Genomic DNA, 20,597 nt, shown 5'->3' with positions numbered 1-20,597 from the left:
CTGGTGTGCAATGCCGGGCACGTGAAGAACGGCCGGGCCGCAAAACCGACCTCTTGGATGCCGAGTGGTTGGTGCACCTGCTGGAATGCGGTCTGCTGCGGGGTTGGTTCATTCCGCCCGCCGACATCAAAGCCGCCCGCGACGTGATCCGCTACCGCCGCAAGCTGGTCGAGCATCGCAGCTCGAAGCTGCAGCGCCTGGGCAATGTGCTTCAAGACGCCGGGATCAAGGCCGACAGCGTGGCGTCCTCGGTCACCACCAAGTCGGTGCGGGCGATGGTGGGGGCGCTCATCGACGGTGAACGCCGCCGGCGGTGCTGGCTGATCTGGTGTGCGGCAGTATGCGCTCGAAGATCCCCGATCTGCAGCGGGCGCTGGAAGGGCGCTTCGATGATCACCATGTCCTGATGTGTAGGTTGCACCTGGCTCATCTGGATCAGCTCGATGCGATGATCGGTGCTCTCGACGAGCAGATCGAGCAGCTGATGCATCCCTTTTGTGCCCGACGCGAGCTGATTGCATCGATCCCGGGGATCGGGGTGGGTGCCTCGGCGACGGTCATCTCTGAAATCGGCGCCGACCCGGCGGCCTGGTTCCCCTCGGCTGAGCATCTGGCCTCGTGGGTGCGGCTGTGCCCGGGCAACCACGAATCGGCCGGCAAACGCCATCACGGTGCCCGCCGCACAGGCAACCAGCACCTGCAGCCGGTCCTGGTCGAGTGCGCGTGGGCCGCCGTGCGCACCGATGGCTACCTGCGCGAGTACTACCGCCGCCAGGTCCGCAAGTTCGGTGGCTTCCGCAGTCCCGCTGCCAACAAGAAGGCGATCATCACCGTCGCCCACAAGCTGATCGTCATCATTTGGCACGTGCTGGCCACCGGCCGGCCTTACCAGGATCTCGGCGCCGACTACTTCACCACCCGCATGGATCCCGACAAAGAACGACGTCGCCTCGTCGCCAAACTCGAAGCCCAAGGATTGGGGGTCACCCTCGAACCTGCCGCCTGAAACCCCGACATACACACTGTCACCAACAGACCCGGCTTCGCTGCAGTCGCCGGCGGGTCACGCTTGCCGTGGTCACCTTAATTCACGTACCAGCCCCCAAATCCGACCGGTTTCGGGCTCTACTGACTGATCTGTGGGTGGTTGTGTCGGCCTGGCAGGGTGGGGCGGTGGCCGGCGAGGGCGAGCATGGCTAGGGCGATGAGGGCTTGTGGTGAGCGGAATCCGAACGCGATCCGGGTCAGTAGGCGGATCTTGGTGTTGGTGGATTCGATCAGGCCTTGGGATAGGCCGTGGTCGAGGGCGGCGTCGATGGCCACCCGGTGGCGTTTGATGCGGGCGGCAAGCTCGACGAAAGAGATGGACCCGTGTTCTTGGACAGTGGGTTAAGTGGGGGCTGCTTCGATGATGGCTGAACAGTCGAAGGAGCGGATCTCATGGCAAGGCGCAAGCGTAGGAATCATTCGCCGCAGTTCAAGGCCAAGGTGGCGTTGGCGGCATTGACCGAAGAGCAGACGTTGGCGCAATTGGCGCAGCGCTTCGATGTGCACCCGAACCAGATCACGGCGTGGAAGCGGCAGCTGCTGGAAGGCGCTGCTGGCATGTTCGGGTCCGGCTCGGGGCCAGTCGCCGATAGCGAGGCCAAGATCAAGGAGCTGCACGCCAAGATCGGTGAGCTGACGATGGAGCGCGATTTTTTAGATCGCGGGCTCGCGCGCTTGGACCCCAAGTGAGGCGTGCCATGATCGACCGCGACGACAGGTTGCCCGTCACCAGCCAGTGCGAGCTGCTGGATGTGGCGCGTTCAACGGTGTACTACCAGCCCAAGCCGACGCCGGCCGGCGACATCGATCTGATGCGCAGGATCGATGAAATCCACCTGACCCACCCGTTTTTAGGCAGTCGACGCATCGTCGACGCCCTTGCCGAGGACGGCTTGGTGGTCAATCGCAAGAAGGTGGTGCGCCTGATGCGCATCATGGGGCTGGCGGCTTTGTATCCGAAGCGACGGACCACGATCCCGGCGCTCGGGCAGCGGATCTACCCGTACCTGCTGCGCGGGCTGAAAATCGACCGGCCCAATCAGGTGTGGTGCGCGGACGTGACGTATCTGCCGATGGCCCACGGCTTCATGTACCTCGTTGCAGTCATGGACTGGTACTCGCGCAAGGTGCTGTGCTGGCGGCTGTCCAACACGATGGACACCAGTTTCTGCATTGATGCCCTCACCGCGGCGATCGAAGCCTACGGCGCTCCGGAAATGTTCAACACCGACCAAGGCGCCCAGTTCACCAGCGAGGCATTCACCGGGGTGCTGAACCGCCACGGCATCACCATCAGCATGGATGGTCGGGGCCGGTGGATGGACAACGTATTCATCGAACGGCTTTGGCGCAGCGTCAAATACGAGGAGGTCTACCTCAAGGCATATGAGAACGGCACCCAGGCCAAGAAAGGGCTCGGCGACTACTTCGAGTTCTACAACAGCCGACGACGTCACCAGGGTGTGAACCACCGTACCCCTGACGAGGTCTACCATCAGACCCTGTCGCTACCGCAAGCGGCATAACCAGCAGCAGCCCTCCACCTACGAACCGCCGCGGCCTGTCCAACCGATGGGGTCCAGCTCTGAATACCGGGATGCGACAACGCTGGGCCCAGGAGATCCACCGGTCCAGGGCCTGTTTACCTTCCTCGCCCTTGACCGAAAACACATGCCGCAGGCCCTCTTTGAGCAGGTAGGCGCGATACAGACGGGGATCGGTCTTGGCGATCCAGGCCAGTTTGGCGCTTTGGCGTTCGGTGAGGTCCTCGGGGTTCTTCCACAGCGCGTAGCGGGCGCCCTTGAGCCGCCGTGCCCGCTCGCGGCCCGGACGTGGTGCGGCGTTCTTACCGGGCCGGCCCCGGCCCCACTTGGGTTCGGTGCGCGCGATCGCCCGTGCGTCGTTCCAGGCTCGGCGCCGCTCGACGTCGAGCGCCTCGGTGGCCCAGGCCACCACATGAAACGGATCGGCGCATTGAATCGCATCCGGGCAGCGCTCGGTGACCACGTCAGCGATCCAGTCCGCGGCATCGGCCGAAACGTGAGTAATCTGGGCGGCCCGCTCAGCGCCCAGGGCATCGAAGAACAAGCCCAGGGTGGCCTTGTCGTGGCCCGGGGCGGCCCACACCAACCGGCCGCTGTCGTGATCGACGACCACCGTCAGGTACCGGTGGTGGCGCTTGTAGGAGATCTCATCGATACCGATGCGGCGCAAGTTCGCGAACCGGTCAATGCGCTTTTCGGTGTCGGCCCAGACCCGGGCCACGATCGCCCCGACGGTGCGCCAGGCGATCCGCATCAACTCGCACACCGCGGTCTTCGAACACGCCACCGCCAGCCAGGCCACCGTGTCATCGAAAGCATACGTGTGCCCGGCATGATGACGCGCCCACGGCACCGCCACCACCGTCGGCCCATGGGTGGGGCAGTTCACCCGCGGCGCCTCGGCCTCCAAGAACACCTCGACGGTGCCCCAATCCAGACTGCGCCATTGGCGCAGGCCCGCACCGCGGTCATACCAGGACGCCTTGCGACCGCAGCGACCACAGCGGCGCAACACTGCACTTCGTGGCCGCACCCGGGCGATCACCCGCGCACCGTCTCCGGCGTCATCCTCCTCGAATTCGATGTCCTCAATCACGGTGCGCTTGTCGACACCCAGCAGCGCACGAAATAGCCTCACATTGCGCACGTCGTTGTCGGCTCCTTGTGTTTCTGATCCTTGACAAGCCAGAAACCTTAAGCCACAACGACGTGCGCCTACTCAGGACACAAACTCACCCACGGAAGTGTCAGAAGAGCCCGGTTTCGGGGGCTTTTGCGACTGCTCACCGCCTCCTCTGGAACACCAACCAGCGCATCTCGATCGGGCAGCTCTCAACGTTGGTGGTGAACACGTCGAGGCCACGGATCCAGTCGGCGTACCAACTGGTGGGCGGCCAGGCGCCCGGTGGCAGGTGCGTTTTCTCGTAGTCGTATACCGAGTCGTCGGCGACGAGTTCGAGAGGAAGGCCGGCCGCTGCAGCAGACATCTCGGCCCGCGTGCACATCCCGGTATACATCTGCTGCCCGAACTCACGCGCGGCTTGGTCGGGTGCGTAATCTCCGTTCGCCAGGAAGGCGTTGAACACCAAGCGGGCACCGGGAGCAAGGCACTGGGCAGCGAGTTCGAACAGATTGCGCAGCTGCTGCGTCGTCCGGAAGTCCGGCACCACCTCGGAGAGCACCATCAGCTGATAGTCCTGCCTCAAGTCGTCCATGGTCGAGAAGACGTCACGCATGATGACGCGCACGTCGAGGGATTCTCGTTCGGCGTCGGAGCGAATGATGTCGGCGAACTTGGGGGTCATCTCCACCACGTCGACCGGGTGTCCGCGCCGTGCCAACGCCAGGGCGTTACGCCCGGTTCCGGCGCCAATTTCGAGCACCCGATGCGTCGTAGGATCGGCTGCTTCGTTGGCCAGCGCCCACACACGTGCGTCTGGTTCGGTACCGAAGAGCGGCGGCTCACGGGTGGCGATCCAGTTCTCGTATTCCTGCGCCACCGTCCGCCATTGGGCTCGGACTTGGTAGTGCAAGGTCGGGCCCATGGGGGCGTTGTATGAGATGACGATGGTCGAACGCTGGGAGGCCGCGTACGCCTCTGCCAGCTGACCCTGGAGCACCGCGCGAAGATGAGCAAGTTCTTCGTCGGAAAACTTTCTGCCCACACCCGCAAAAAGGCCGGCGCACATTGTCACGTACTCGTCGATCATGCTCGGCACGGCCGGCAGCGTGATCTCGCCTTTCACCACCGAGCGGGTGTAAAACCGTCGGGTCATCGCCGCCTTCGCCAACCGCGTCGACTCGGCTGATTCGATCGGCAAATTATCCACAGACCCCTTCTACACGACCGAGTAGATCGTTGCGGGTACATCGGGTGAAAAACGTGAGGGACCCGGCATCTGGGCAGCCGTTGGCCTGGCAGCGGCGCGGGTGTGATTGGCCGCGCAACCGCGACGCTCAGGCCAGCAGCTCGGCTTCCACTGCGAGCGCGCGGTAGACCTTCAGCGCCTGCCGGTCGCGGGTTGCCAGGGGGAGCCGATGCTCGTTGGCAGCCGCACCGATCAGCGCATCCTAGACGGCTCCGCCGGCGATTTCGGCCGGTGCGAGTTCGGGTAGCAGCGACATCGCCGCCCCAGCGCCGAGGAACCTGGTCGCCGGGAATGTGTGTGCAAGCAGCTTCGCCACGGTCGCCAGCGTCCTGCGTTCAAAAGCCGCGTGCCCGGCCAGACCGAGGGTGCGGCCACGAAGCGCTTGAAAGGTATCTTCGTGGTGGTCGTGATCGGCGACCACCGGTGCGACCGCGACGCTCGTGTCCACGAGCACGGTGCTAACGCTGGCCGGCATCGCGCAGCGTCCGCACGGCCGCGTCGTCGATTTGCGCACCGCCCGCGGGTATCACCGGTAGGCCATGCCGCTCGCCGAGGGAGTCACCGGCGAGGGTCGTGACACCCAGTCCCGCCCCGTCGGCGACGACCTCGACCTCACCCGGAACGAGACCAAGATGATCGCGCAAAGGCTTAGGAATAACCAATCGTGCTGCCTTATCAATGGCTGCTCGCTTGTGCTGGCTGGCAGTTGCCGCGAACGGAACTGCGGCAAGATACTCCAGTAAGCTGGCCAATCGTGCATGGGCGTCGATTGGGAGTCATGGGTGGGACGTTCGACCCCATCCACTACGGCCACCTGGTTGCCGCCAGCGAGGTGGCCGACCTGTTCGATCTCGACGAAGTGGTATTCGTGCCCAGCGGGCAACCCTGGCAAAAGGGTCGACAGGTCTCCGCCGCCGAGCACCGCTACCTAATGACGGTGATCGCCACCGCCTCCAATCCCCGATTCTCTGTGAGCCGGGTCGACATCGACCGCGGCGGACCCACCTACACCAAGGACACGCTGGCCGATCTGCATGCTTTGCACCCGGACTCTGAGCTGTACTTCATCACCGGCGCCGATGCGCTAGCTTCCATAATGTCCTGGCAGGGCTGGGAGGAGCTGTTCGAATTGGCGCGGTTCGTGGGGGTCAGCCGGCCCGGCTACGAGTTGCGCAACGAACACATCACTAGCCTGCTGGGTCAGCTGGCCAAGGATGCGTTGACTCTGGTCGAGATCCCGGCGCTGGCCATTTCGTCGACCGACTGCCGTCAGCGCGCCGAGCAGTCCCGGCCGCTGTGGTACCTGATGCCCGACGGCGTCGTGCAGTACGTCTCCAAGTGCCGGCTCTACTGTGGCGCCTGCGACGCGGGCGCGCGTTCAACGACCAGCCTGGCCGCTGGGAATGGCCTATGACCGCCAACCGGGAAGCCATCGACATGGCGAGGGTGGCCGCCGGCGCGGCCGCCGCCAAGCTCGCCGATGACGTCGTGGTCATCGATGTCTCCGGGCAGCTGGTCATCACCGACTGCTTCGTCATTGCTTCGGGCTCCAACGAGCGGCAGGTCAACGCCATCGTCGATGAGGTCGAGGAGAAAATGCGACAGGCGGGTTACCGGCCGGCCCGCCGTGAGGGTGCCCGCGAGGGTCGCTGGACGCTGTTGGATTACCGGGACATCGTGGTGCACATCCAGCATCAGGACGACCGCAATTTCTACGCCCTGGACCGGTTGTGGGGTGACTGCCCGGTGGTGCCGGTTGATTTATCGGCGAACTCAGCGGGTGCGCAATGAGAGCGCGGCGACTGGTGATGCTGCGGCATGGACAAACGGACTACAACGTCGGTAGCCGGATGCAGGGCCAGCTGGACACTGAGTTGAGCGAACTTGGCCGCACCCAAGCGGTCGCGGCCGCCGAGGTGCTGGGCAAGCGGCAGCCGCTACTGATCGTATCGTCGGACCTGCGCCGCGCATATGACACGGCGGTCAAGCTGGGCGAGCGCACCGGCCTTGTGGTCCGGGTCGACACCCGATTGCGGGAAACTCACCTTGGCGATTGGCAGGGCTTAACCCACGCTCAGATCGACGCTGATGCCCCGGGCGCCCGGTTGGCCTGGCGCGAGGATGCGACCTGGGCGCCGCACGGCGGGGAAAGCAGGGTTGACGTGGCTGCCCGAAGTCGGCCGTTGGTTGCCGAGTTGGTTGCCAGCGAACCGGAATGGGGTGGCGCTGACGAGCCGGATCGCCCGGTGGTGCTGGTAGCCCATGGGGGTCTGATCGCCGCGTTGTCGGCGGCGCTGCTGAAGTTGCCGGTGGCCAACTGGCCGGCTTTGGGCGGCATGGGCAATGCCAGTTGGACTCAGCTGAGTGGCCATTGGGCCCCGGGCTCCGACTTCGAGAGCATCCGGTGGCGCCTTGATGTGTGGAATGCTTCGGCGCAGGTCTCCAGCGATGTCCTCTAGGCGCGGGCGCAGGCCCGCATTGTTGGTCTTCGCTGACTCGCTGGCCTACTACGGGCCCACCGGCGGCCTGCCTGCCGATGACCCCCGTATCTGGCCCAATATTGTTGCTTCCCAACTAGATTGGGATTTAGAGCTGATTGGCCGCATCGGCTGGACCTGTCGGGATGTCTGGTGGGCGGCAACCCAGGATCCGCGCGCTTGGGCGGCGTTACCCAGGGCCGGAGCGGTGATCTTCGCGACCGGCGGAATGGATTCGCTGCCGTCGGTATTACCGACGGCGCTGCGTGAGCTCATCCGCTATGTACGTCCGTCTTGGCTGCGACGGTGGGTCCGCGACGGCTACGCCTGGGTTCAACCGCGACTGTCGCCAGTGGCCCGTGCGGCGTTGCCGCCGCACCTGACCGCTGAGTACCTTGAAAAGACCCGTGGTGCAATTGATTTCAATCGTCCGGGCATACCGATCATCGCATCGCTGCCCTCGGTGCATATCGCCGAGACCTACGGCAAGGCCCATCACGGCCGCGCAGGCACGGTGGCGGCGATCACGGAATGGGCACAGCACCATGACATTCCTCTAGTTGATCTCAAAGCCGCTGTCGCAGAACAGATATTGAGTGGATATGGTAATCGTGATGGCATTCACTGGAATTTTGAAGCCCACCAGGCGGTCGCCGAACTGATGCTCAAGGCACTGGCCGAAGCCGGGGTGCCGAACGAGAAATCGCGCGGCTGAGACATGCCCCGCGCCGGCGACGATGCAGAGCGAAGCGATGAGGTGGGGGCACCTCCCGCTTGCGGGGGAGAGCGGCGCCGGTGACCGTTGTGGTGGTGACCGATACGTCGTGTCGACTGCCGGCCGACCTGCGCGAACAGTGGTCGATCCGCCAGGTCCCGCTGCATATCTTGCTTGACGGCCTCGACCTGCGCGACGGTGTGGACGAAATCCCCGATGACATCCACAAGCGCCACGCCACCACCGCTGGGGCGACCCCGGTTGAGCTGTCCGCCGCCTACCAACGGGCGTTGGCGGACAGTGGCGGCGACGGGGTAGTGGCGGTGCACATTTCGTCGGCGCTGTCGGGTACCTTTCGAGCCGCCGAGCTGACCGCGGCGGAACTAGGTCCCGCCGTTAGGGTGATCGACTCGAGGTCGGCCGCGATGGGCGTCGGTTTCGCGGCACTGGCGGCCGGGCGGGCAGCCGCCGCAGGCGATGAGCTGGATACGGTCGCGCGCGCAGCGGCTGCGGCGGTAAGCCGGATTCACGCGTTCGTCGCTGTAGCGCGGTTGGACAATCTGCGCCGCAGCGGGCGCATCAGTGGGGCCAAGGCATGGTTGGGCACCGCGCTGGCGCTCAAGCCGCTGCTGTCAGTCGACGACGGAAAACTTGTTCTGGTCCAACGGGTTCGCACTGTGAGCAACGCGACGGCGGTGATGATCGACCGGGTTTGCCAGCTTGTCGGCGACCGCCCCGCCGCTCTCGCGGTGCATCACGTCGCCGACCCGGCAGCTGCGAACGACGTGGCGGCGGCGCTGGCGGAGCGGCTGCCGGCGTGTGAGCCGGCCATGGTGACCGCCATGGGACCGGTACTTGCTCTGCACGTCGGTGCCGGAGCCGTCGGGGTATGCGTCGACGTGGGAGCGTCGCCGCCAGCGTAACGTCACGGCGAAATTCGTCGCTGATTCTCGCAGTGGCGTCACGCTGGCGGGGCTACCCGCATCGCGTGATCCTTTGCCAGACACTGTCGTCGTAATATTCACGTGCACGTGGCCGCGGCATATGCCACAGTCGGATTCTGTGACTGTGACCCTGTGTAGCCCGACCGAGGACGACTGGCCGGGGATGTTCCTACTGGCCGCGGCCAGTTTCACCGATTTCATCGGCCCTGAATCAGCGACCGCCTGGCGGACCCTGGTGCCCACCGACGGAGCGGTGGTGGTCCGCGATGGTGCCGGCCCGGGTTCTGAGGTGGTCGGGATGGCGCTGTACATGGATCTGCGGTTGACGGTGCCTGGTGAAGTGGTGCTCCCGACCGCCGGTCTCAGTTTCGTCGCGGTGGCGCCGACGCATCGCCGGCGCGGCTTGCTGCGCGCGATGTGCGCCGAACTGCACCGCCGCATAGCCGATTCCGGCTACCCGGTCGCGGCACTGCATGCTAGCGAGGGCGGCATCTACGGCCGGTTCGGCTACGGGCCCGCTACCACCTTGCATGAGCTGACGGTCGACCGACGCTTCGCGCGCTTTCACGCCGACGCACCGGGCGGCGGCCTAGGTGGCAGCAGCGTCCGGTTGGTCAGACCCACCGAGCATCGCGGCGAGTTTGAGGCGATCTACGAGCGATGGCGCCAGCAGGTGCCGGGCGGGCTGCTACGCCCGCAGGTGCTCTGGGACGAGCTGCTGGCAGAATGCAAAGCCACGCCCGGTGGAGACCGTGAATCGTTCGCGTTACTGCATCCCGACGGGTACGCGCTGTACCGGGTGGATCGCACCGATCTCAAGCTAGCGCGCGTCAGCGAACTCAGGGCGGTAACCGCAGATGCGCATTGTGCGTTGTGGCGGGCCCTGATTGGCCTCGACTCCATGGAGCGAATCAGCATCATCACCCATCCACAGGACCCGTTACCCCACCTGCTCACCGATACCCGACTGGCCCGCACTACCTGGCGCCAGGACGGCCTGTGGTTGCGCATCATGAACGTACCGGCCGCACTCGAGGCGCGTGGTTACGCTCACGAAGTTGGCGAGTTTTCCACGGTCCTCGAGGTATCCGATGGCGGCCGGTTCGCGCTCAAGATCGGTGACGGCCGTGCGCGGTGTACCCCGACCGATGCGGCAGCCGAGATCGAAATGGATCGAGACGTACTGGGCAGCCTTTACCTTGGAGCGCACCGCGCTTCGACGTTAGCCGCCGCTAACCGGTTGCGCACCAAAGATTCCCAGCTGCTTCGTCGACTCGACGCGGCGTTTGCCAGTGATGTTCCCGTCCAGACCGCGTTCGAGTTCTGAAGGCCGTGCTAGGCCGGCGCTAGGCTGACGGGCTTTTCGGCGTGGTCAGCGACCCGCGTGCTGCGCGCCGGCTTCGGTCGCCACACGCCATGGATGGGGATCGGCCGCGCGGCTCAGCACTCGCGGATCGCGTTGCCGAGTACACTCTCGATCGCGGTGAGCCGAGTCCGGATGGACGTCGCAGCCCGGTGCTGGTTGTTCGGGGATGTTGGCGCGGTTTGTCCCATCTTGATCCATCGCCAAAGCGGCTTGTCCACAGCCTCGGATTGATCCACAGCAGGGCAGCGCGACGCCGTCGTGCGCGCCGGTTCTGGCGGTCCCCGCAGCTACGGTCGGCCCATGCGAACAGAACTGCCCGCCGAGCGACTGCAAAGGCGGCTCGGTGCCGTCCCGGATATCGACTCGCACGCCGCATCTGCACACTTAGACCCGGAGCCACACGATCCAACGGACGACGGTCCAGACCACGACGAGCCACGCGACGATCCGAACTCGCTGCTGCCGCGCTGGCTTCCCGACACTTCCCGTGGGCAAGGTTGGGCGGACAGGATACGCGCGGATCCGGGCCGTGCCGGCGCCGTCGCATTGGCGGTGATCGCCGCCCTCGCGGTGCTGGTGACGGTATTCACCTTGATCCGCGACCGGACTGAGCCGGTAATGTCGGCCAAACTTCCTCCGGTAGAACCGGTTTCGCCGACGAACCCTAGGTCGTCGGCAAGCCCGGGCTCGCCGGACCGTTCCGGCCTGCCGGTGGTGGTCAGCGTGGTTGGCCTGGTGCACACCCCAGGACTCGTCACCCTGGCGCCGGGCGCGCGGATCGCCGATGCGCTACAGGCCGCCGGCGGAGCGGTAGACGGCGCGGACACCGTCGGACTGAACATGGCTCGGCAGCTTGGTGACGGTGAGCAGATCGTGGTCGGGCTAGCTCCGCCCTCGGGACAGCCGAGGGTGCTGGGCAGCTCGGTCGGTGCGGGGACGCCGGGGCCGGCGGGTACCTCAGGCACAGCCACGACAGGCCCCAAGACAGCTCCTAAGACAGCTGAGGTGCTCGACCTCAACACCGCGACCGTGGAGCAGCTGGACGCCCTGCCCGGCATCGGGCCGGTCACCGCCGCAGCGATTGTGGCGTGGCGGCAGCGCAATGGTAGGTTCACCAGCGTCGACCAGCTTGCCGACGTCGACGGCATCGGGCCGGCGCGGCTGGACAAACTGCGCAATCTGGTCCGTGTCTGACACCGGTGCGCCATATGGGATTCGGCGCCTCCCGTTTGGACGTACGCCTGGTCCCGGCGGCGCTGATCAGCTGGATTGTGACGGCTGCCGGGATCGTGTGGCCGATCGGCAACGTGTGTGCCTTGTGCTGCGTCGTGGTGGCCCTCGGCGGCGGCGCACTGTGGTGGTGTGTGGCGCGCCGGTCGTGGCACGCACCGCGACTGGGTTCAATCAGCGCCGGCCTGGTCGCGGTCGGTATGGTGGGCGCGGGGTACGGGCTTGCGGTCGCGTTGCGCTCCGAGGCGGTCGATCGCCACCCAATCACCGTGGCATTTGGCACCTCCGCGCTGGTCACGGTCACCCCCAGCGAGAGCCCAGTGTCGCTGGGGCGGGGCCGGTTGATGTTCCGGGCGACGGTTCAACGGCTGCGGGATGACGAGACATCCGGCCGGGTAGTGGTTTTCGCGCGAGCGCTGGACTTCGGCGAGCTGATGGTCGGACAGCCCGTCCAGTTCCGCGCGCGTATCAGTCGCCCGGCGCGTCACGACCTGACGGTCGCGGTGTTCAATGCGACCGGTCGGCCGACCGTGGGCCGTGCCGGCCCGGTACACCGCGCCGCTCACATCGTCCGCCATCGATTCGCGGCCGCGGTTCGTGAGGTGCTGCCCGCTGACCAGGCCACGATGTTGCCGGCCCTGGTTCTCGGCGATACCTCGACGGTCACCGCCTTAACCAGCCGCGAGTTCCGTGCGGCGGGCCTGACGCACTTGACGGCGGTCTCGGGGGCCAATGTCACGATCGTGTGTGCGGCGGCGCTGGTTTCGGCACGGTTGATCGGACCGCGTGCGGCCGTGGTGTGCGCGGCCGTCGCGTTGGTGGCATTCGTCATCCTGGTGCAGCCGACGGCCAGCGTGTTGCGGGCAGCTGTGATGGGCGCCATTGCCCTCGTGGGGATGCTGTCTGCGCGCCGGCGGCAGGCGATTCCAGCTTTGTCGGGTAGCGTGCTGGTTTTGCTGGCTGCCGCTCCCCATCTTGCTGTGGACATCGGCTTCGCGCTGTCCGTGGCGGCCACGGGTGCACTGGTCGTCATCGCGCCGGTTTGGTCACGCCGCTTGGTCGACCGCGGATGTCCGAAGGTGCTGGCCGATGCCCTCGCAGTCGCGGCGGCCGCGCAGCTGGTGACGGCGCCACTGGTGGCCGCCATCTCCGGCCGGGTCAGTCTGGTGGCCGTGGTGGCCAATCTGGCGGTGGCGGCCGTGATCGCGCCGATCACCGTGCTGGGCAGCGTTGCGGCCGTGCTGGTCGTGCCGTGGCCGGCCGGCGCGCAGGTGCTGATCCGGTTCACCGGGCCCGAAGTGTGGTGGTTGTTGCGCGTGGCGCATTGGGCGTCGGGTGTGCCCGCGGCGACCGTTCCGGTGGCCGCAGGTCTGCCCGGCGTACTGCTGGTCGGTGGCGCCACGGTGTTCACGGTTGCGCAGTGGCGCTGGCGCTGGTTTCGCGCGGCCATGTGCAAAACGATGGCGGTGGCCGTCATATGTCTGCTTGCCTGGTCGCTGTCCGGGCTGGTCGGCCCTTCGTGACACCATCGTGGGGTGAGCGAGGCTAAGCCGTTGCACCTGGTCCTGGGAGACGAAGAACTGCTGGTCGAAAGGGCGGTGGCCGACGTGTTGCGCTCGGCTCGGCAGCGGGCAGGTACAGCCGACGTCCCGGTGAGCCGAATGCGCGCGGGTGACGTCGGTGCCTATGAGCTCGCCGAACTGCTGAGCCCGTCACTGTTCGCCGAGGAGCGGATCGTTGTGCTGGGGGCCGCTGCGGAGGCGGGCAAGGACGCTGCCGCGGTAATCGAGTCGGCCGCCGCCGATCTTCCGGCCGGCACCGTGCTGGTAGTGGTCCACTCGGGTGGCGGGCGCGCCAAATCGCTGGCCAACCAGCTGCGGTCGATGGGTGCGCAGGTTCATCCGTGCGCGCGGATCACCAAGGTCAGTGAGCGCGCCGACTTCATCCGTAGCGAGTTCGCGTCGCTGCGGGTCAAGGTCGACGACGAGACCGTGACCGCCCTGCTGGACGCCGTCGGCTCCGACGTGCGCGAACTCGCCTCGGCCTGTTCACAGCTGGTCGCCGATACCGGAGGAGCCGTCGACGCCGCCGCTGTACGGCGCTATCACAGCGGCAAAGCCGAGGTGAGGGGCTTCGACATCGCCGACAAGGCGGTAGCCGGCGACGTGGCGGGAGCTGCCGAAGCGTTGCGGTGGGCGATGATGCGCGGTGAGCCGCTAGTGGTGTTGGCCGATGCGCTCGCCGAAGCCGTGCACACCATCGGCCGGGTCGGGCCGCAGTCCGGCGACCCGTACCGCCTGGCCGCACAACTGGGGATGCCGCCCTGGCGGGTGCAGAAAGCCCAGAAGCAGGCTCGGCGGTGGTCGCGTGACACGGTGGCGACCGCGATGAGGTTGGTGGCCGAACTCAATGCCAACGTCAAGGGTGCCGTCGCGGATGCGGACTACGCGCTGGAATCCGCGGTCCGGCAGGTCGCCGAGTTGGTGGCCGACCGCGGCCGATGAGTCGGCAGGTGGCTGTCAGAGCTTGTTGAGGGCCTGGGCCAGTGCCGACTTCTTGTTGGCGGCCTGGTTTTTGTGGATCACGCCCTTGCTGGCCGCCTTGTCCAGCTTGCGGTTGGTCGACGCCAGCAGTTCCGCGGCCTTTTCCTTGTCGCCGGCATGGGCAGCTTCGCGGAAGGCACGGACGGCGGTACGAAGCGAGGACTTCACCGCCTTGTTGCGCAGCCGGGCGCGCTCGTTGGTGCGGTTGCGCTTCTGCTGCGACTTGATGTTGGCCACGTGCAAGTTCCCTTTGTCGGTGTGATTCGGCTGCCCAGGTTATCAGTCGGTTACGTTTTCGCCCAAAAGCGGAATCTGTGGTCTGCCGGAATGTCGAATTTGAGGCAGCATGAGACGCGTGAGTCTGCCAAACCAACTCAACGAGACCCGGCGGCGGTCGCCCACACGCGGCGAACGCATCTTCGGCGGCTACAACACGTCGGACGTCTATGCGATGGCCTTCGACGAAATGTTCGATGCCCAGGGCATTGTCCGCGGCCCCTACAAAGGTATCTACGCCGAGCTGGCGCCGTCGGACGCGTCCGAACTCAAGGCCCGCGCTGATGCGCTGGGGCGTGCGTTCATCGACCAGGGCATCACGTTTTCGCTGTCGGGCCAGGAGCGGCCGTTCCCGCTCGACCTGGTGCCACGGGTCATTTCGGCCCCCGAGTGGACCCGACTGGAACGTGGCATCACCCAGCGGGTCAAGGCCCTCGAGTGCTACCTCGACGACATCTATGGTGATCAGGAGATTCTGCGCGACGGTGTCATCCCGCGCCGGTTGGTGACCTCCTGTGAGCACTTTCACCGTCAGGCAGTCGGGATCGTGCCACCCAACGGTGTGCGAATCCACGTCGCCGGCATCGACCTGATCCGCGACGACCGCGGCGACTTTCGGGTTCTCGAGGACAACCTGCGCTCGCCGTCGGGGGTGTCGTATGTGATGGAGAACCGGCGCACCATGGCGCGGGTCTTTCCGAACCTGTTCGCCACCCATCGGGTGCGGGCGGTCGATGACTACGCTTCGCACCTGCTGCGCGCGCTGCGCAACTCGGCGGCCACCAACGAGGCCGACCCCACGGTCGTGGTTCTGACCCCTGGGGTCTACAACTCGGCGTATTTCGAGCATTCATTGCTGGCCCGGCAGATGGGTGTCGAACTGGTCGAGGGCCGTGACCTGTTCTGTCGAGACAACCAGGTATACATGCGCACCACCGAGGGGGAGCGCCAGGTCGACGTCATCTATCGGCGCATTGATGACGCCTTCCTGGATCCGCTGCAGTTCCGTGCCGATTCGGTGCTCGGGGTGGCCGGATTGGTCAACGCTGCCCGGGCCGGCAACGTCGTGCTGTCCAGTGCGATCGGCAACGGAGTCGGTGACGACAAACTCGTCTACACGTACGTGCCGACCATGATCGAGTACTACCTGCACGAAAAGCCGCTGCTGGCGAACGTGGAAACCCTCCGATGCTGGCTGGATGACGAACGCGAAGAGGTGTTGGACCGGATCCGCGAATTGGTCCTCAAGCCGGTCGAGGGATCCGGTGGTTACGGCATCGTGTTCGGCCCGGAAGCCTCTCAGGCCGAATTGGCGGCCGTTAGCCAAAAGATCCGCGACGATCCCCGCAGCTGGATCGCGCAGCCGATGATGGAACTGTCGACCGTGCCGACCCGGATCGAAGGCACGCTGGCGCCCCGCTACGTGGACTTGCGGCCGTTCGCGGTCAACGACGGTAACGAGGTATGGGTGCTGCCGGGCGGGCTGACCCGAGTGGCGTTGGTTGAGGGTTCCCGGGTGGTCAACTCCAGCCAAGGCGGCGGCTCCAAGGACACCTGGGTGCTGGCCCCGCGCGCTTCGGCGGCCGCCCGCGAGTTGGGCGCTGCACAGATTGTGCGTTCGCTGCCGCAGCCGCTGTGCGACCCGACGGTGGACGCGTCCGGGTATGAACCGCACGACCAACAACCGCAACAGCAGCAACAACAACAGCAGGCGTTCCACTGATGCTCGCCCGCAACGCCGAAGCACTGTATTGGATCGGTCGCTACGTCGAGCGCGCCGACGACACCGCGCGCATTCTCGACGTCGCGGTGCATCAATTGCTCGAGGATTCCAGTGTCGATCCCGACCAGGCCTCCCGGCTGCTGCTGCGGGTGCTGGGCATCGAGCCGCCCGACCACGAGCTGGATGTCTGGTCCTTGACGGACCTGGTGGCTTTCAGCACCAATAGCCAGGGTGGTTCTTCCATTGTCGACGCGATCTCGGCGGCACGGGAAAACGCAAAATCGGCGCGGGAAGTCACCTCCAGCGAGACGTGGGAGTGTCTCAACACCACCTATAACGCCCTGCCTGAACGCGAACGCGCTGCCAAACGCCTTGGGCCGCACGAGTTTCTGTCGTTCATCGAGGGCCGTGCGGCGATGTTTGCCGGCCTGGCCGATTCGACGCTTTTGCGTGACGACGGATATCGCTTCATGTTGCTTGGGCGCGCGATTGAGCGGGTCGACATGACGGTGCGGCTGTTGCTGTCACGGGTGGGGGATAGCGCATCGTCGCCGGCCTGGGTGACGCTGCTGCGCTCGGCGGGTGCGCACGACACGTACCTGCGCACCTACCGCGGTGTGCTGGACGCGGGCCGGGTGGTGGAGTTCATGATGCTCGACCGGCTTTTCCCGCGCTCGGTCTTTCACTCGTTGAAGCTGGCCGAACACAATCTCGCCGAGTTGATGCACAATCCGCACAGCCGGATCGGGGCGACCACCGAAGCACAGCGGTTGTTAGGGCAAGCACGCAGCGAGCTGGAATTCGTGCAACCCGGCGTCCTGCTCGAGACCTTGGAGAGCCGCCTGGCGGGCTTGCAGACGACCTGTCGTGATGTCGGAGATGCATTGGCGCTGCAGTACTTTCACGCAGCTCCCTGGGTTGCGTGGTCGGATGCAGGCCAGCGTGGCCAACTCGTCGGAAGCCAAGAGGAATCCTGATGTGGCGAACTCGGGTGGTGCACACCACCGGATATGTCTACCAGTCGCCGGTGACGGCCTCATACAACGAAGCCCGGCTGACCCCTCGGTCGAGTTCGCGGCAGAACCTCGTCCTCAACCGAGTCGAAACCATCCCGGCCACCCGCTCCTACCGCTATATCGATTATTGGGGTACTGCCGTGACGGCGTTTGACTTGCATGCGCCGCACACCGAACTGACGGTGACGTCCTCGTCGGTGGTGGAGACCGAGCGCCCGGAGCCGTTGGCCGCCAAGGCAACCTGGGCCGACCTGCAATCGACGGCCGTGATCGACCGGTTCGACGAAGTGCTCCGCCCAACCCCGCACACCCCGGCAAGCGCCCGCGTTGATGCCGTCGGCAGGCGGATCAGGAAATGCCATGAGCCCAGCGAGGCCGTAGTCGCCGCCGCCCGGTGGGCGCGCAGCGAGCTGGACTACATTCCGGGCACCACCAGTGTGCACTCGTCCGGGCTCGATGCGCTGGAACAAGGCAAGGGCGTCTGCCAGGACTTCGTGCACTTGTCGCTGATGGTGTTGCGCAGCATGGGAATTCCCTGTCGGTACGTGTCTGGGTATCTACACCCTAAGCGTGATGCCGTGGTGGGAAAGACGGTAGACGGGCGCAGCCATGCCTGGGTTCAGGCCTGGACCGGTGGTTGGTGGCACTACGACCCCACCAATGACAATGAGATCACCGAGCAATACATCAGTGTGGGTGTAGGCCGCGACTACACCGACGTTTCCCCGCTGAAAGGGATCTACTCTGGGGAGGGCGTCACCGACCTCGACGTGGTGGTGGAGATCACCCGGCTGGCTTAGCGCAGATTCGCGGCGGAGTTTCAGCCCGCCGATAGGCGCCACGGTTGCCTGGGCGGCCGAACGGCTTCCTGCCCGCGCCGTCGTCGCCGCCGCCACTGCCGCCGTCGCCGTGCCGGATCCCGCTGGGTCCGCTGGGAGCCCCACCTCGCCGACGGTTTCTCGGCGCTGTTTCCAGCTCGGTGCATCCATCGCATTGAGCAGGCTCTGCTGGGCGTTGGCCTCGGCGCTGGCGTACGACGTGCTATCTGCCGTGCGGTTCTCTACGAGCTGGTCGTGGAATGCCGCCATCTGTGTGCTGATGTCCTGGTAGATCTGGGCGTGTGACAGCAATATTGCGGCAATTGCCGCCGCCACCTGATCGGCGGCGGGCTGCACTCCGACCGTCTTTGCCGCCGCAGCCAAGTCCAAATCGGCGGCTTTGGCCCGCATTGCCTCCGGACCGCGACTGCATAAGATATCGGGACGTGCGATCAGCACAAGCCGGCTATCGGTGTGGCGCCATGGAAATGCTTTGCACGGCGAATAGTTTCCCTCGCTGATGACAGCCTGTGTTTCCGTGAAATCGGGTCGGCTGCACCACCGCGAACAGCCGCGGCTGGGCGCCGTCCACGGTGTCAGCGATTCACCGCCAAACAGCAGTGGGAACCGAGGTCCCGTGGGGGTCGCACCCGCGGCGTGACGCCGATCACCGCGGTTGCGCCGTAGATCCGCGATGAGCCGGTCGCGCTGCACGTATTGCCACCGCGGTGTTGCATCAGCCAACCGCCTGCGGCAGCTTTCAGTGACCGGGTGGGGTTCGACGATCGGCGTTGGCCGGCGGCACCGTGGCGGGCGGGAGCGTCCGGGCTGACCGGTTTGCTGGGCAAGACCGTGTGGCGCCCGAGGGTCAGCACGGACCCGGCGCTGGTTCGGGCGATCTACTTCTTGCCTTATCGATCGCCCTGGTGTCGGGGCTGGTTGGTCATAGCTGGCGTGCTAGCGCCGCGGGTGCACCTCGACTCGGTGTAGGTCGTTGCCGACCTCGATCCGCCCGCTGAACTCGGTCGCGGCCAGCGCCCGCCACTGTTCTTCTTGTCCGGGCCCGATAGCCGGCACATAGTGCGTCATGACCAGGGTTCCCACCCCTACGCGGTTCGCGGTTGCGGCGGCTTCCTGCACCGACGAGTGGTAATCGCAGATGTCCTTGACCCGTTGCTGCGGGATCTGCGTGACGATGTCTTTGCGGATCACCGTGTGTACCAACGCATCCGCTCCGGCGGCCAGCTGGTCGAGGCTGTCACAAGGAACGGTGTCACCGGCGAGCACCACCGAAGCACCGTCGGATTCGATCCGGAACCCGATCGTCGGCGTGACCGGCCGATGATCGGTAGGGGCCACCCGGATTGTCACGCCGTCGCGATCCCAAGCTGGGCCTGCGGTGTATTCGTGCACCTCGATCGGTGGTGGTGTCGTCAGATCGGCGTGGTGGGCGATCCGATAGCCGATGTCGTGACCGAATGCCTTCAACGTCGCCTCCACCACTTCGGCGGTGCCCGGCGGTCCGATGATCGGCAAGGGCGCGGGATCAGTAGCGAAGTTGGTGACCCAACTGGTGATAAGCACGTCGCCGAGCTCGGCGATATGGTCGCTGTGCAAATGGGTGAGCAGCACCGCCGACAATCCTGCGGCGCCCACACCGACGGCCGCCGCGCGTTGCAGCACGCCGCGACCGCAGTCCACCAGGAACGCCTGCGCGCCGGCCCGCACCAGAGTGGATGGTCCGGCACGGTCCGGGTCGGGAATGGGGCTCCCAGTTCCGAGCAACGTGATCTCAAGCATGGCCCTATCCTGACAAGCTCGATGGATCCAGCGGCCCCGATCGACCGATTCGGCTGATGGCCAACGAGTTTTAGCCTCGAGGATGCGGCCGACATGGGGGTTGTCGGCGGCCGAATTCCTGCCCGGGCTACGCAGCTACCGACCGCCGGGCACCTGCGGGTTCGGGTGCTAGATGCCGCATATTCCGGTATCGGCTTTCCCGCCGCCCGAGTTCGCCGTAGCCTGGTGTGAACCAGCTCACCACCGGCGGGAGGCTTTGATGCGCATCGCGGACGTCTTGCGGAACAAGGGGGCGGCGGTGGTGACGATCAACCCTGACGCCACGGTCGGGGAGCTGCTCGCTGGCCTCGCTGAGCAGAACATCGGCGCCATGGTAGTGGTCGGCGCCGAAGGCGTGGTCGGTATCGTGTCGGAACGCGACGTGGTGCGCCAGCTACACACGTATGGTGCCAGCGTGCTGTCTCGCCCGGTCGCCAAGATTATGTCGACCACCGTCGCCACCTGTACAAAATCCGACACGGTCGACAAGATCAGTGTGCTGATGACCGAAAACCGGGTCCGCCACGTGCCGGTGCTCGACGGGAAGAAACTGATCGGCATCGTCAGCATCGGTGACGTGGTGAAATCGCGCATGGGAGAACTCGAGGCCGAGCAGCAGCAGCTTCAGTCCTACATCACTCAGGGCTGATTGCCCGGCTCCTCAGCGGGCCGCTGGGCGGCCCGCATCGT

At 65.8% G+C, this 20,597-nt stretch carries 22 protein-coding genes and 3 pseudogenes; 17 read left to right on the top strand and 8 right to left on the bottom strand.

What is annotated here, in order from left to right; translation table 11 throughout:
• Positions 1 to 5: 5 nt before the first annotated feature.
• Together MCAN_RS22470 and MCAN_RS12915 are read left to right on the top strand one after the other, a co-directional pair.
• The gene (locus MCAN_RS22470; RefSeq protein ID WP_145974181.1) at positions 6 to 407 is read left to right on the top strand and encodes an IS110 family transposase; all 402 of its coding nucleotides are present in this window, start codon (positions 6 to 8) and stop codon (positions 405 to 407) included.
• Positions 407 to 1,006, top strand: coding sequence for a transposase (locus tag MCAN_RS12915; protein WP_158309801.1), 600 nt, complete (start codon positions 407 to 409; stop codon positions 1,004 to 1,006). Before MCAN_RS22470 ends, MCAN_RS12915 begins: the two co-directional genes overlap by 1 nt.
• Positions 1,007 to 1,125: 119 nt before the next feature.
• Here the strand turns inward: MCAN_RS12915 and MCAN_RS12910 are convergent.
• Positions 1,126 to 1,371 (bottom strand): annotated as a pseudogene (locus MCAN_RS12910) (transposase); the annotation flags it as partial.
• Positions 1,372 to 1,440: 69 nt separating this feature from the next.
• Here MCAN_RS12910 and MCAN_RS24185 point away from each other — a divergent pair.
• Together MCAN_RS24185 and MCAN_RS24180 are read left to right on the top strand one after the other, a co-directional pair.
• Positions 1,441 to 1,737 (top strand): IS3 family transposase, encoded by a 297-nt coding sequence (locus MCAN_RS24185; protein ID WP_015288246.1) that lies wholly within the window; start codon positions 1,441 to 1,443, stop codon positions 1,735 to 1,737.
• Between the two features lie 8 nt (positions 1,738 to 1,745).
• Positions 1,746 to 2,477, top strand: a pseudogene (locus tag MCAN_RS24180) (IS3 family transposase); the annotation flags it as partial.
• On the opposite strand, the gene MCAN_RS21630 reads toward MCAN_RS24180, so the two are convergent.
• The 4 genes from MCAN_RS21630 to MCAN_RS22730 all read right to left on the bottom strand — a co-directional run bounded on the left by MCAN_RS21630 (position 2,425) and on the right by MCAN_RS22730 (position 5,604).
• Positions 2,425 to 3,738, bottom strand: coding sequence for an ISL3 family transposase (locus MCAN_RS21630; RefSeq protein WP_014001269.1), 1,314 nt, complete (start codon positions 3,736 to 3,738; stop codon positions 2,425 to 2,427). The pseudogene MCAN_RS24180 and the gene MCAN_RS21630 overlap by 53 nt on opposite strands.
• Positions 3,739 to 3,874: 136 nt before the next feature.
• The gene (locus MCAN_RS12895) at positions 3,875 to 4,921 is read right to left on the bottom strand and encodes a class I SAM-dependent methyltransferase (protein WP_014001268.1); all 1,047 of its coding nucleotides are present in this window, start codon (positions 4,919 to 4,921) and stop codon (positions 3,875 to 3,877) included.
• Positions 4,922 to 5,162: 241 nt separating this feature from the next.
• A complete protein-coding gene (locus tag MCAN_RS12890) occupies positions 5,163 to 5,435 on the bottom strand; it encodes a PIN domain-containing protein (protein WP_003412405.1) in 273 nt (90 codons plus the stop codon).
• Positions 5,419 to 5,604, bottom strand: coding sequence for an AbrB/MazE/SpoVT family DNA-binding domain-containing protein (locus MCAN_RS22730; RefSeq protein ID WP_157185282.1), 186 nt, complete (start codon positions 5,602 to 5,604; stop codon positions 5,419 to 5,421). Before MCAN_RS22730 ends, MCAN_RS12890 begins: the two co-directional genes overlap by 17 nt.
• 125 nt (positions 5,605 to 5,729) lie before the next feature.
• Here MCAN_RS22730 and nadD point away from each other — a divergent pair, with 125 nt between their 5' ends.
• From nadD to holA, 9 genes are all read left to right on the top strand, one after another.
• Positions 5,730 to 6,374 (top strand): nicotinate-nucleotide adenylyltransferase, encoded by a 645-nt coding sequence (gene nadD / locus MCAN_RS12880; RefSeq protein WP_258561160.1) that lies wholly within the window; start codon positions 5,730 to 5,732, stop codon positions 6,372 to 6,374.
• Positions 6,371 to 6,751, top strand: a complete 381-nt coding sequence (rsfS, locus tag MCAN_RS12875) for a ribosome silencing factor (RefSeq protein WP_003412394.1) — start codon at positions 6,371 to 6,373, stop codon at positions 6,749 to 6,751. Before nadD ends, rsfS begins: the two co-directional genes overlap by 4 nt.
• The gene (gene gpgP / locus MCAN_RS12870; RefSeq protein WP_003412388.1) at positions 6,748 to 7,419 is read left to right on the top strand and encodes a glucosyl-3-phosphoglycerate phosphatase; all 672 of its coding nucleotides are present in this window, start codon (positions 6,748 to 6,750) and stop codon (positions 7,417 to 7,419) included. The genes rsfS and gpgP overlap by 4 nt, the downstream gene beginning before the upstream one ends.
• On the top strand, positions 7,409 to 8,152 hold the full coding sequence (gene octT / locus MCAN_RS12865) for a diglucosylglycerate octanoyltransferase (RefSeq protein WP_003412384.1): 744 nt from the start codon (positions 7,409 to 7,411) through the stop codon (positions 8,150 to 8,152). The genes gpgP and octT overlap by 11 nt, the downstream gene beginning before the upstream one ends.
• A gap of 80 nt (positions 8,153 to 8,232) precedes the next feature.
• Positions 8,233 to 9,075 (top strand): DegV family protein, encoded by an 843-nt coding sequence (locus MCAN_RS12860; protein WP_003412381.1) that lies wholly within the window; start codon positions 8,233 to 8,235, stop codon positions 9,073 to 9,075.
• A 121-nt stretch (positions 9,076 to 9,196) separates the two neighbouring features.
• Complete coding sequence (locus tag MCAN_RS12855; RefSeq protein WP_041180119.1) at positions 9,197 to 10,423, top strand: enhanced intracellular survival protein Eis; 1,227 nt, start codon at positions 9,197 to 9,199, stop codon at positions 10,421 to 10,423.
• Positions 10,424 to 10,762: 339 nt separating this feature from the next.
• Entirely contained in the window at positions 10,763 to 11,656 is an 894-nt protein-coding gene (locus tag MCAN_RS12850; protein WP_003412373.1) for a ComEA family DNA-binding protein, read from the top strand.
• A 14-nt stretch (positions 11,657 to 11,670) separates the two neighbouring features.
• Positions 11,671 to 13,215: a ComEC/Rec2 family competence protein gene (locus MCAN_RS22180; RefSeq protein ID WP_014001265.1), complete on the top strand. Its 1,545-nt coding sequence runs from the start codon at positions 11,671 to 11,673 to the stop codon at positions 13,213 to 13,215.
• Between the two features lie 30 nt (positions 13,216 to 13,245).
• Entirely contained in the window at positions 13,246 to 14,196 is a 951-nt protein-coding gene (gene holA / locus MCAN_RS22175; RefSeq protein WP_003903885.1) for a DNA polymerase III subunit delta, read from the top strand.
• A gap of 15 nt (positions 14,197 to 14,211) precedes the next feature.
• On the opposite strand, the gene rpsT is transcribed toward holA, so the two are convergent.
• Positions 14,212 to 14,472, bottom strand: a complete 261-nt coding sequence (rpsT, locus tag MCAN_RS12835) for a 30S ribosomal protein S20 (RefSeq protein WP_014001264.1) — start codon at positions 14,470 to 14,472, stop codon at positions 14,212 to 14,214.
• Positions 14,473 to 14,581: 109 nt separating this feature from the next.
• Between rpsT and MCAN_RS12830 the strand changes: the two genes are divergently transcribed.
• From MCAN_RS12830 to MCAN_RS12820, 3 genes are read left to right on the top strand one after another with little or no spacing between them, the layout of a single operon-like run.
• On the top strand, positions 14,582 to 16,234 hold the full coding sequence (locus MCAN_RS12830) for a circularly permuted type 2 ATP-grasp protein (RefSeq protein ID WP_014001263.1): 1,653 nt from the start codon (positions 14,582 to 14,584) through the stop codon (positions 16,232 to 16,234).
• Positions 16,234 to 17,211, top strand: a complete 978-nt coding sequence (locus tag MCAN_RS12825; RefSeq protein ID WP_003412359.1) for an alpha-E domain-containing protein — start codon at positions 16,234 to 16,236, stop codon at positions 17,209 to 17,211. Before MCAN_RS12830 ends, MCAN_RS12825 begins: the two co-directional genes overlap by 1 nt.
• Positions 17,211 to 18,050, top strand: a complete 840-nt coding sequence (locus tag MCAN_RS12820) for a transglutaminase-like domain-containing protein (RefSeq protein WP_003412357.1) — start codon at positions 17,211 to 17,213, stop codon at positions 18,048 to 18,050. Before MCAN_RS12825 ends, MCAN_RS12820 begins: the two co-directional genes overlap by 1 nt.
• Before the next feature lie 225 nt (positions 18,051 to 18,275).
• Here MCAN_RS12820 and MCAN_RS23635 read toward each other — a convergent pair.
• Both MCAN_RS23635 and MCAN_RS12810 read right to left on the bottom strand, forming a co-directional pair.
• A pseudogene (locus MCAN_RS23635) lies at positions 18,276 to 18,479 on the bottom strand (PE family protein); the annotation flags it as partial.
• A 546-nt stretch (positions 18,480 to 19,025) separates the two neighbouring features.
• Positions 19,026 to 19,868, bottom strand: a complete 843-nt coding sequence (locus MCAN_RS12810; protein ID WP_014001261.1) for an Rv2407 family type 3 sulfatase — start codon at positions 19,866 to 19,868, stop codon at positions 19,026 to 19,028.
• A gap of 259 nt (positions 19,869 to 20,127) precedes the next feature.
• On the opposite strand from MCAN_RS12810, the gene MCAN_RS12805 reads away from it, so the two are divergent.
• A complete protein-coding gene (locus tag MCAN_RS12805) occupies positions 20,128 to 20,556 on the top strand; it encodes a CBS domain-containing protein (protein WP_003412347.1) in 429 nt (142 codons plus the stop codon).
• The last annotated feature ends 41 nt before the right edge of the window (positions 20,557 to 20,597 follow it).

Source organism: Mycobacterium canetti CIPT 140010059 (genome assembly GCF_000253375.1).
Classification (GTDB): domain Bacteria; phylum Actinomycetota; class Actinomycetes; order Mycobacteriales; family Mycobacteriaceae; genus Mycobacterium; species Mycobacterium tuberculosis.
The sequence above is the reverse complement of the archived record's forward strand: the minus strand, read 5'-3'. Positions and strand labels throughout refer to the sequence as shown.

Coding starts and splice junctions, on each gene's coding strand:
- MCAN_RS12915 (WP_158309801.1), top strand. CDS start 407: ATGTGTAGGTTGCACCTGGCTCATCTGGATCAGCTCGATGCGATGATC.
- MCAN_RS24185 (WP_015288246.1), top strand. CDS start 1,441: ATGGCAAGGCGCAAGCGTAGGAATCATTCGCCGCAGTTCAAGGCCAAG.
- MCAN_RS12890 (WP_003412405.1), bottom strand. CDS start 5,435: ATGCCGGCCAGCGTTAGCACCGTGCTCGTGGACACGAGCGTCGCGGTC.
- rsfS (WP_003412394.1), top strand. CDS start 6,371: ATGACCGCCAACCGGGAAGCCATCGACATGGCGAGGGTGGCCGCCGGC.
- gpgP (WP_003412388.1), top strand. CDS start 6,748: ATGAGAGCGCGGCGACTGGTGATGCTGCGGCATGGACAAACGGACTAC.
- octT (WP_003412384.1), top strand. CDS start 7,409: ATGTCCTCTAGGCGCGGGCGCAGGCCCGCATTGTTGGTCTTCGCTGAC.
- MCAN_RS12855 (WP_041180119.1), top strand. CDS start 9,197: ATGCCACAGTCGGATTCTGTGACTGTGACCCTGTGTAGCCCGACCGAG.
- MCAN_RS12850 (WP_003412373.1), top strand. CDS start 10,763: ATGCGAACAGAACTGCCCGCCGAGCGACTGCAAAGGCGGCTCGGTGCC.
- MCAN_RS22180 (WP_014001265.1), top strand. CDS start 11,671: ATGGGATTCGGCGCCTCCCGTTTGGACGTACGCCTGGTCCCGGCGGCG.
- MCAN_RS12830 (WP_014001263.1), top strand. CDS start 14,582: ATGAGACGCGTGAGTCTGCCAAACCAACTCAACGAGACCCGGCGGCGG.
- MCAN_RS12825 (WP_003412359.1), top strand. CDS start 16,234: ATGCTCGCCCGCAACGCCGAAGCACTGTATTGGATCGGTCGCTACGTC.
- MCAN_RS12820 (WP_003412357.1), top strand. CDS start 17,211: ATGTGGCGAACTCGGGTGGTGCACACCACCGGATATGTCTACCAGTCG.
- MCAN_RS12810 (WP_014001261.1), bottom strand. CDS start 19,868: ATGCTTGAGATCACGTTGCTCGGAACTGGGAGCCCCATTCCCGACCCG.
- MCAN_RS12805 (WP_003412347.1), top strand. CDS start 20,128: ATGCGCATCGCGGACGTCTTGCGGAACAAGGGGGCGGCGGTGGTGACG.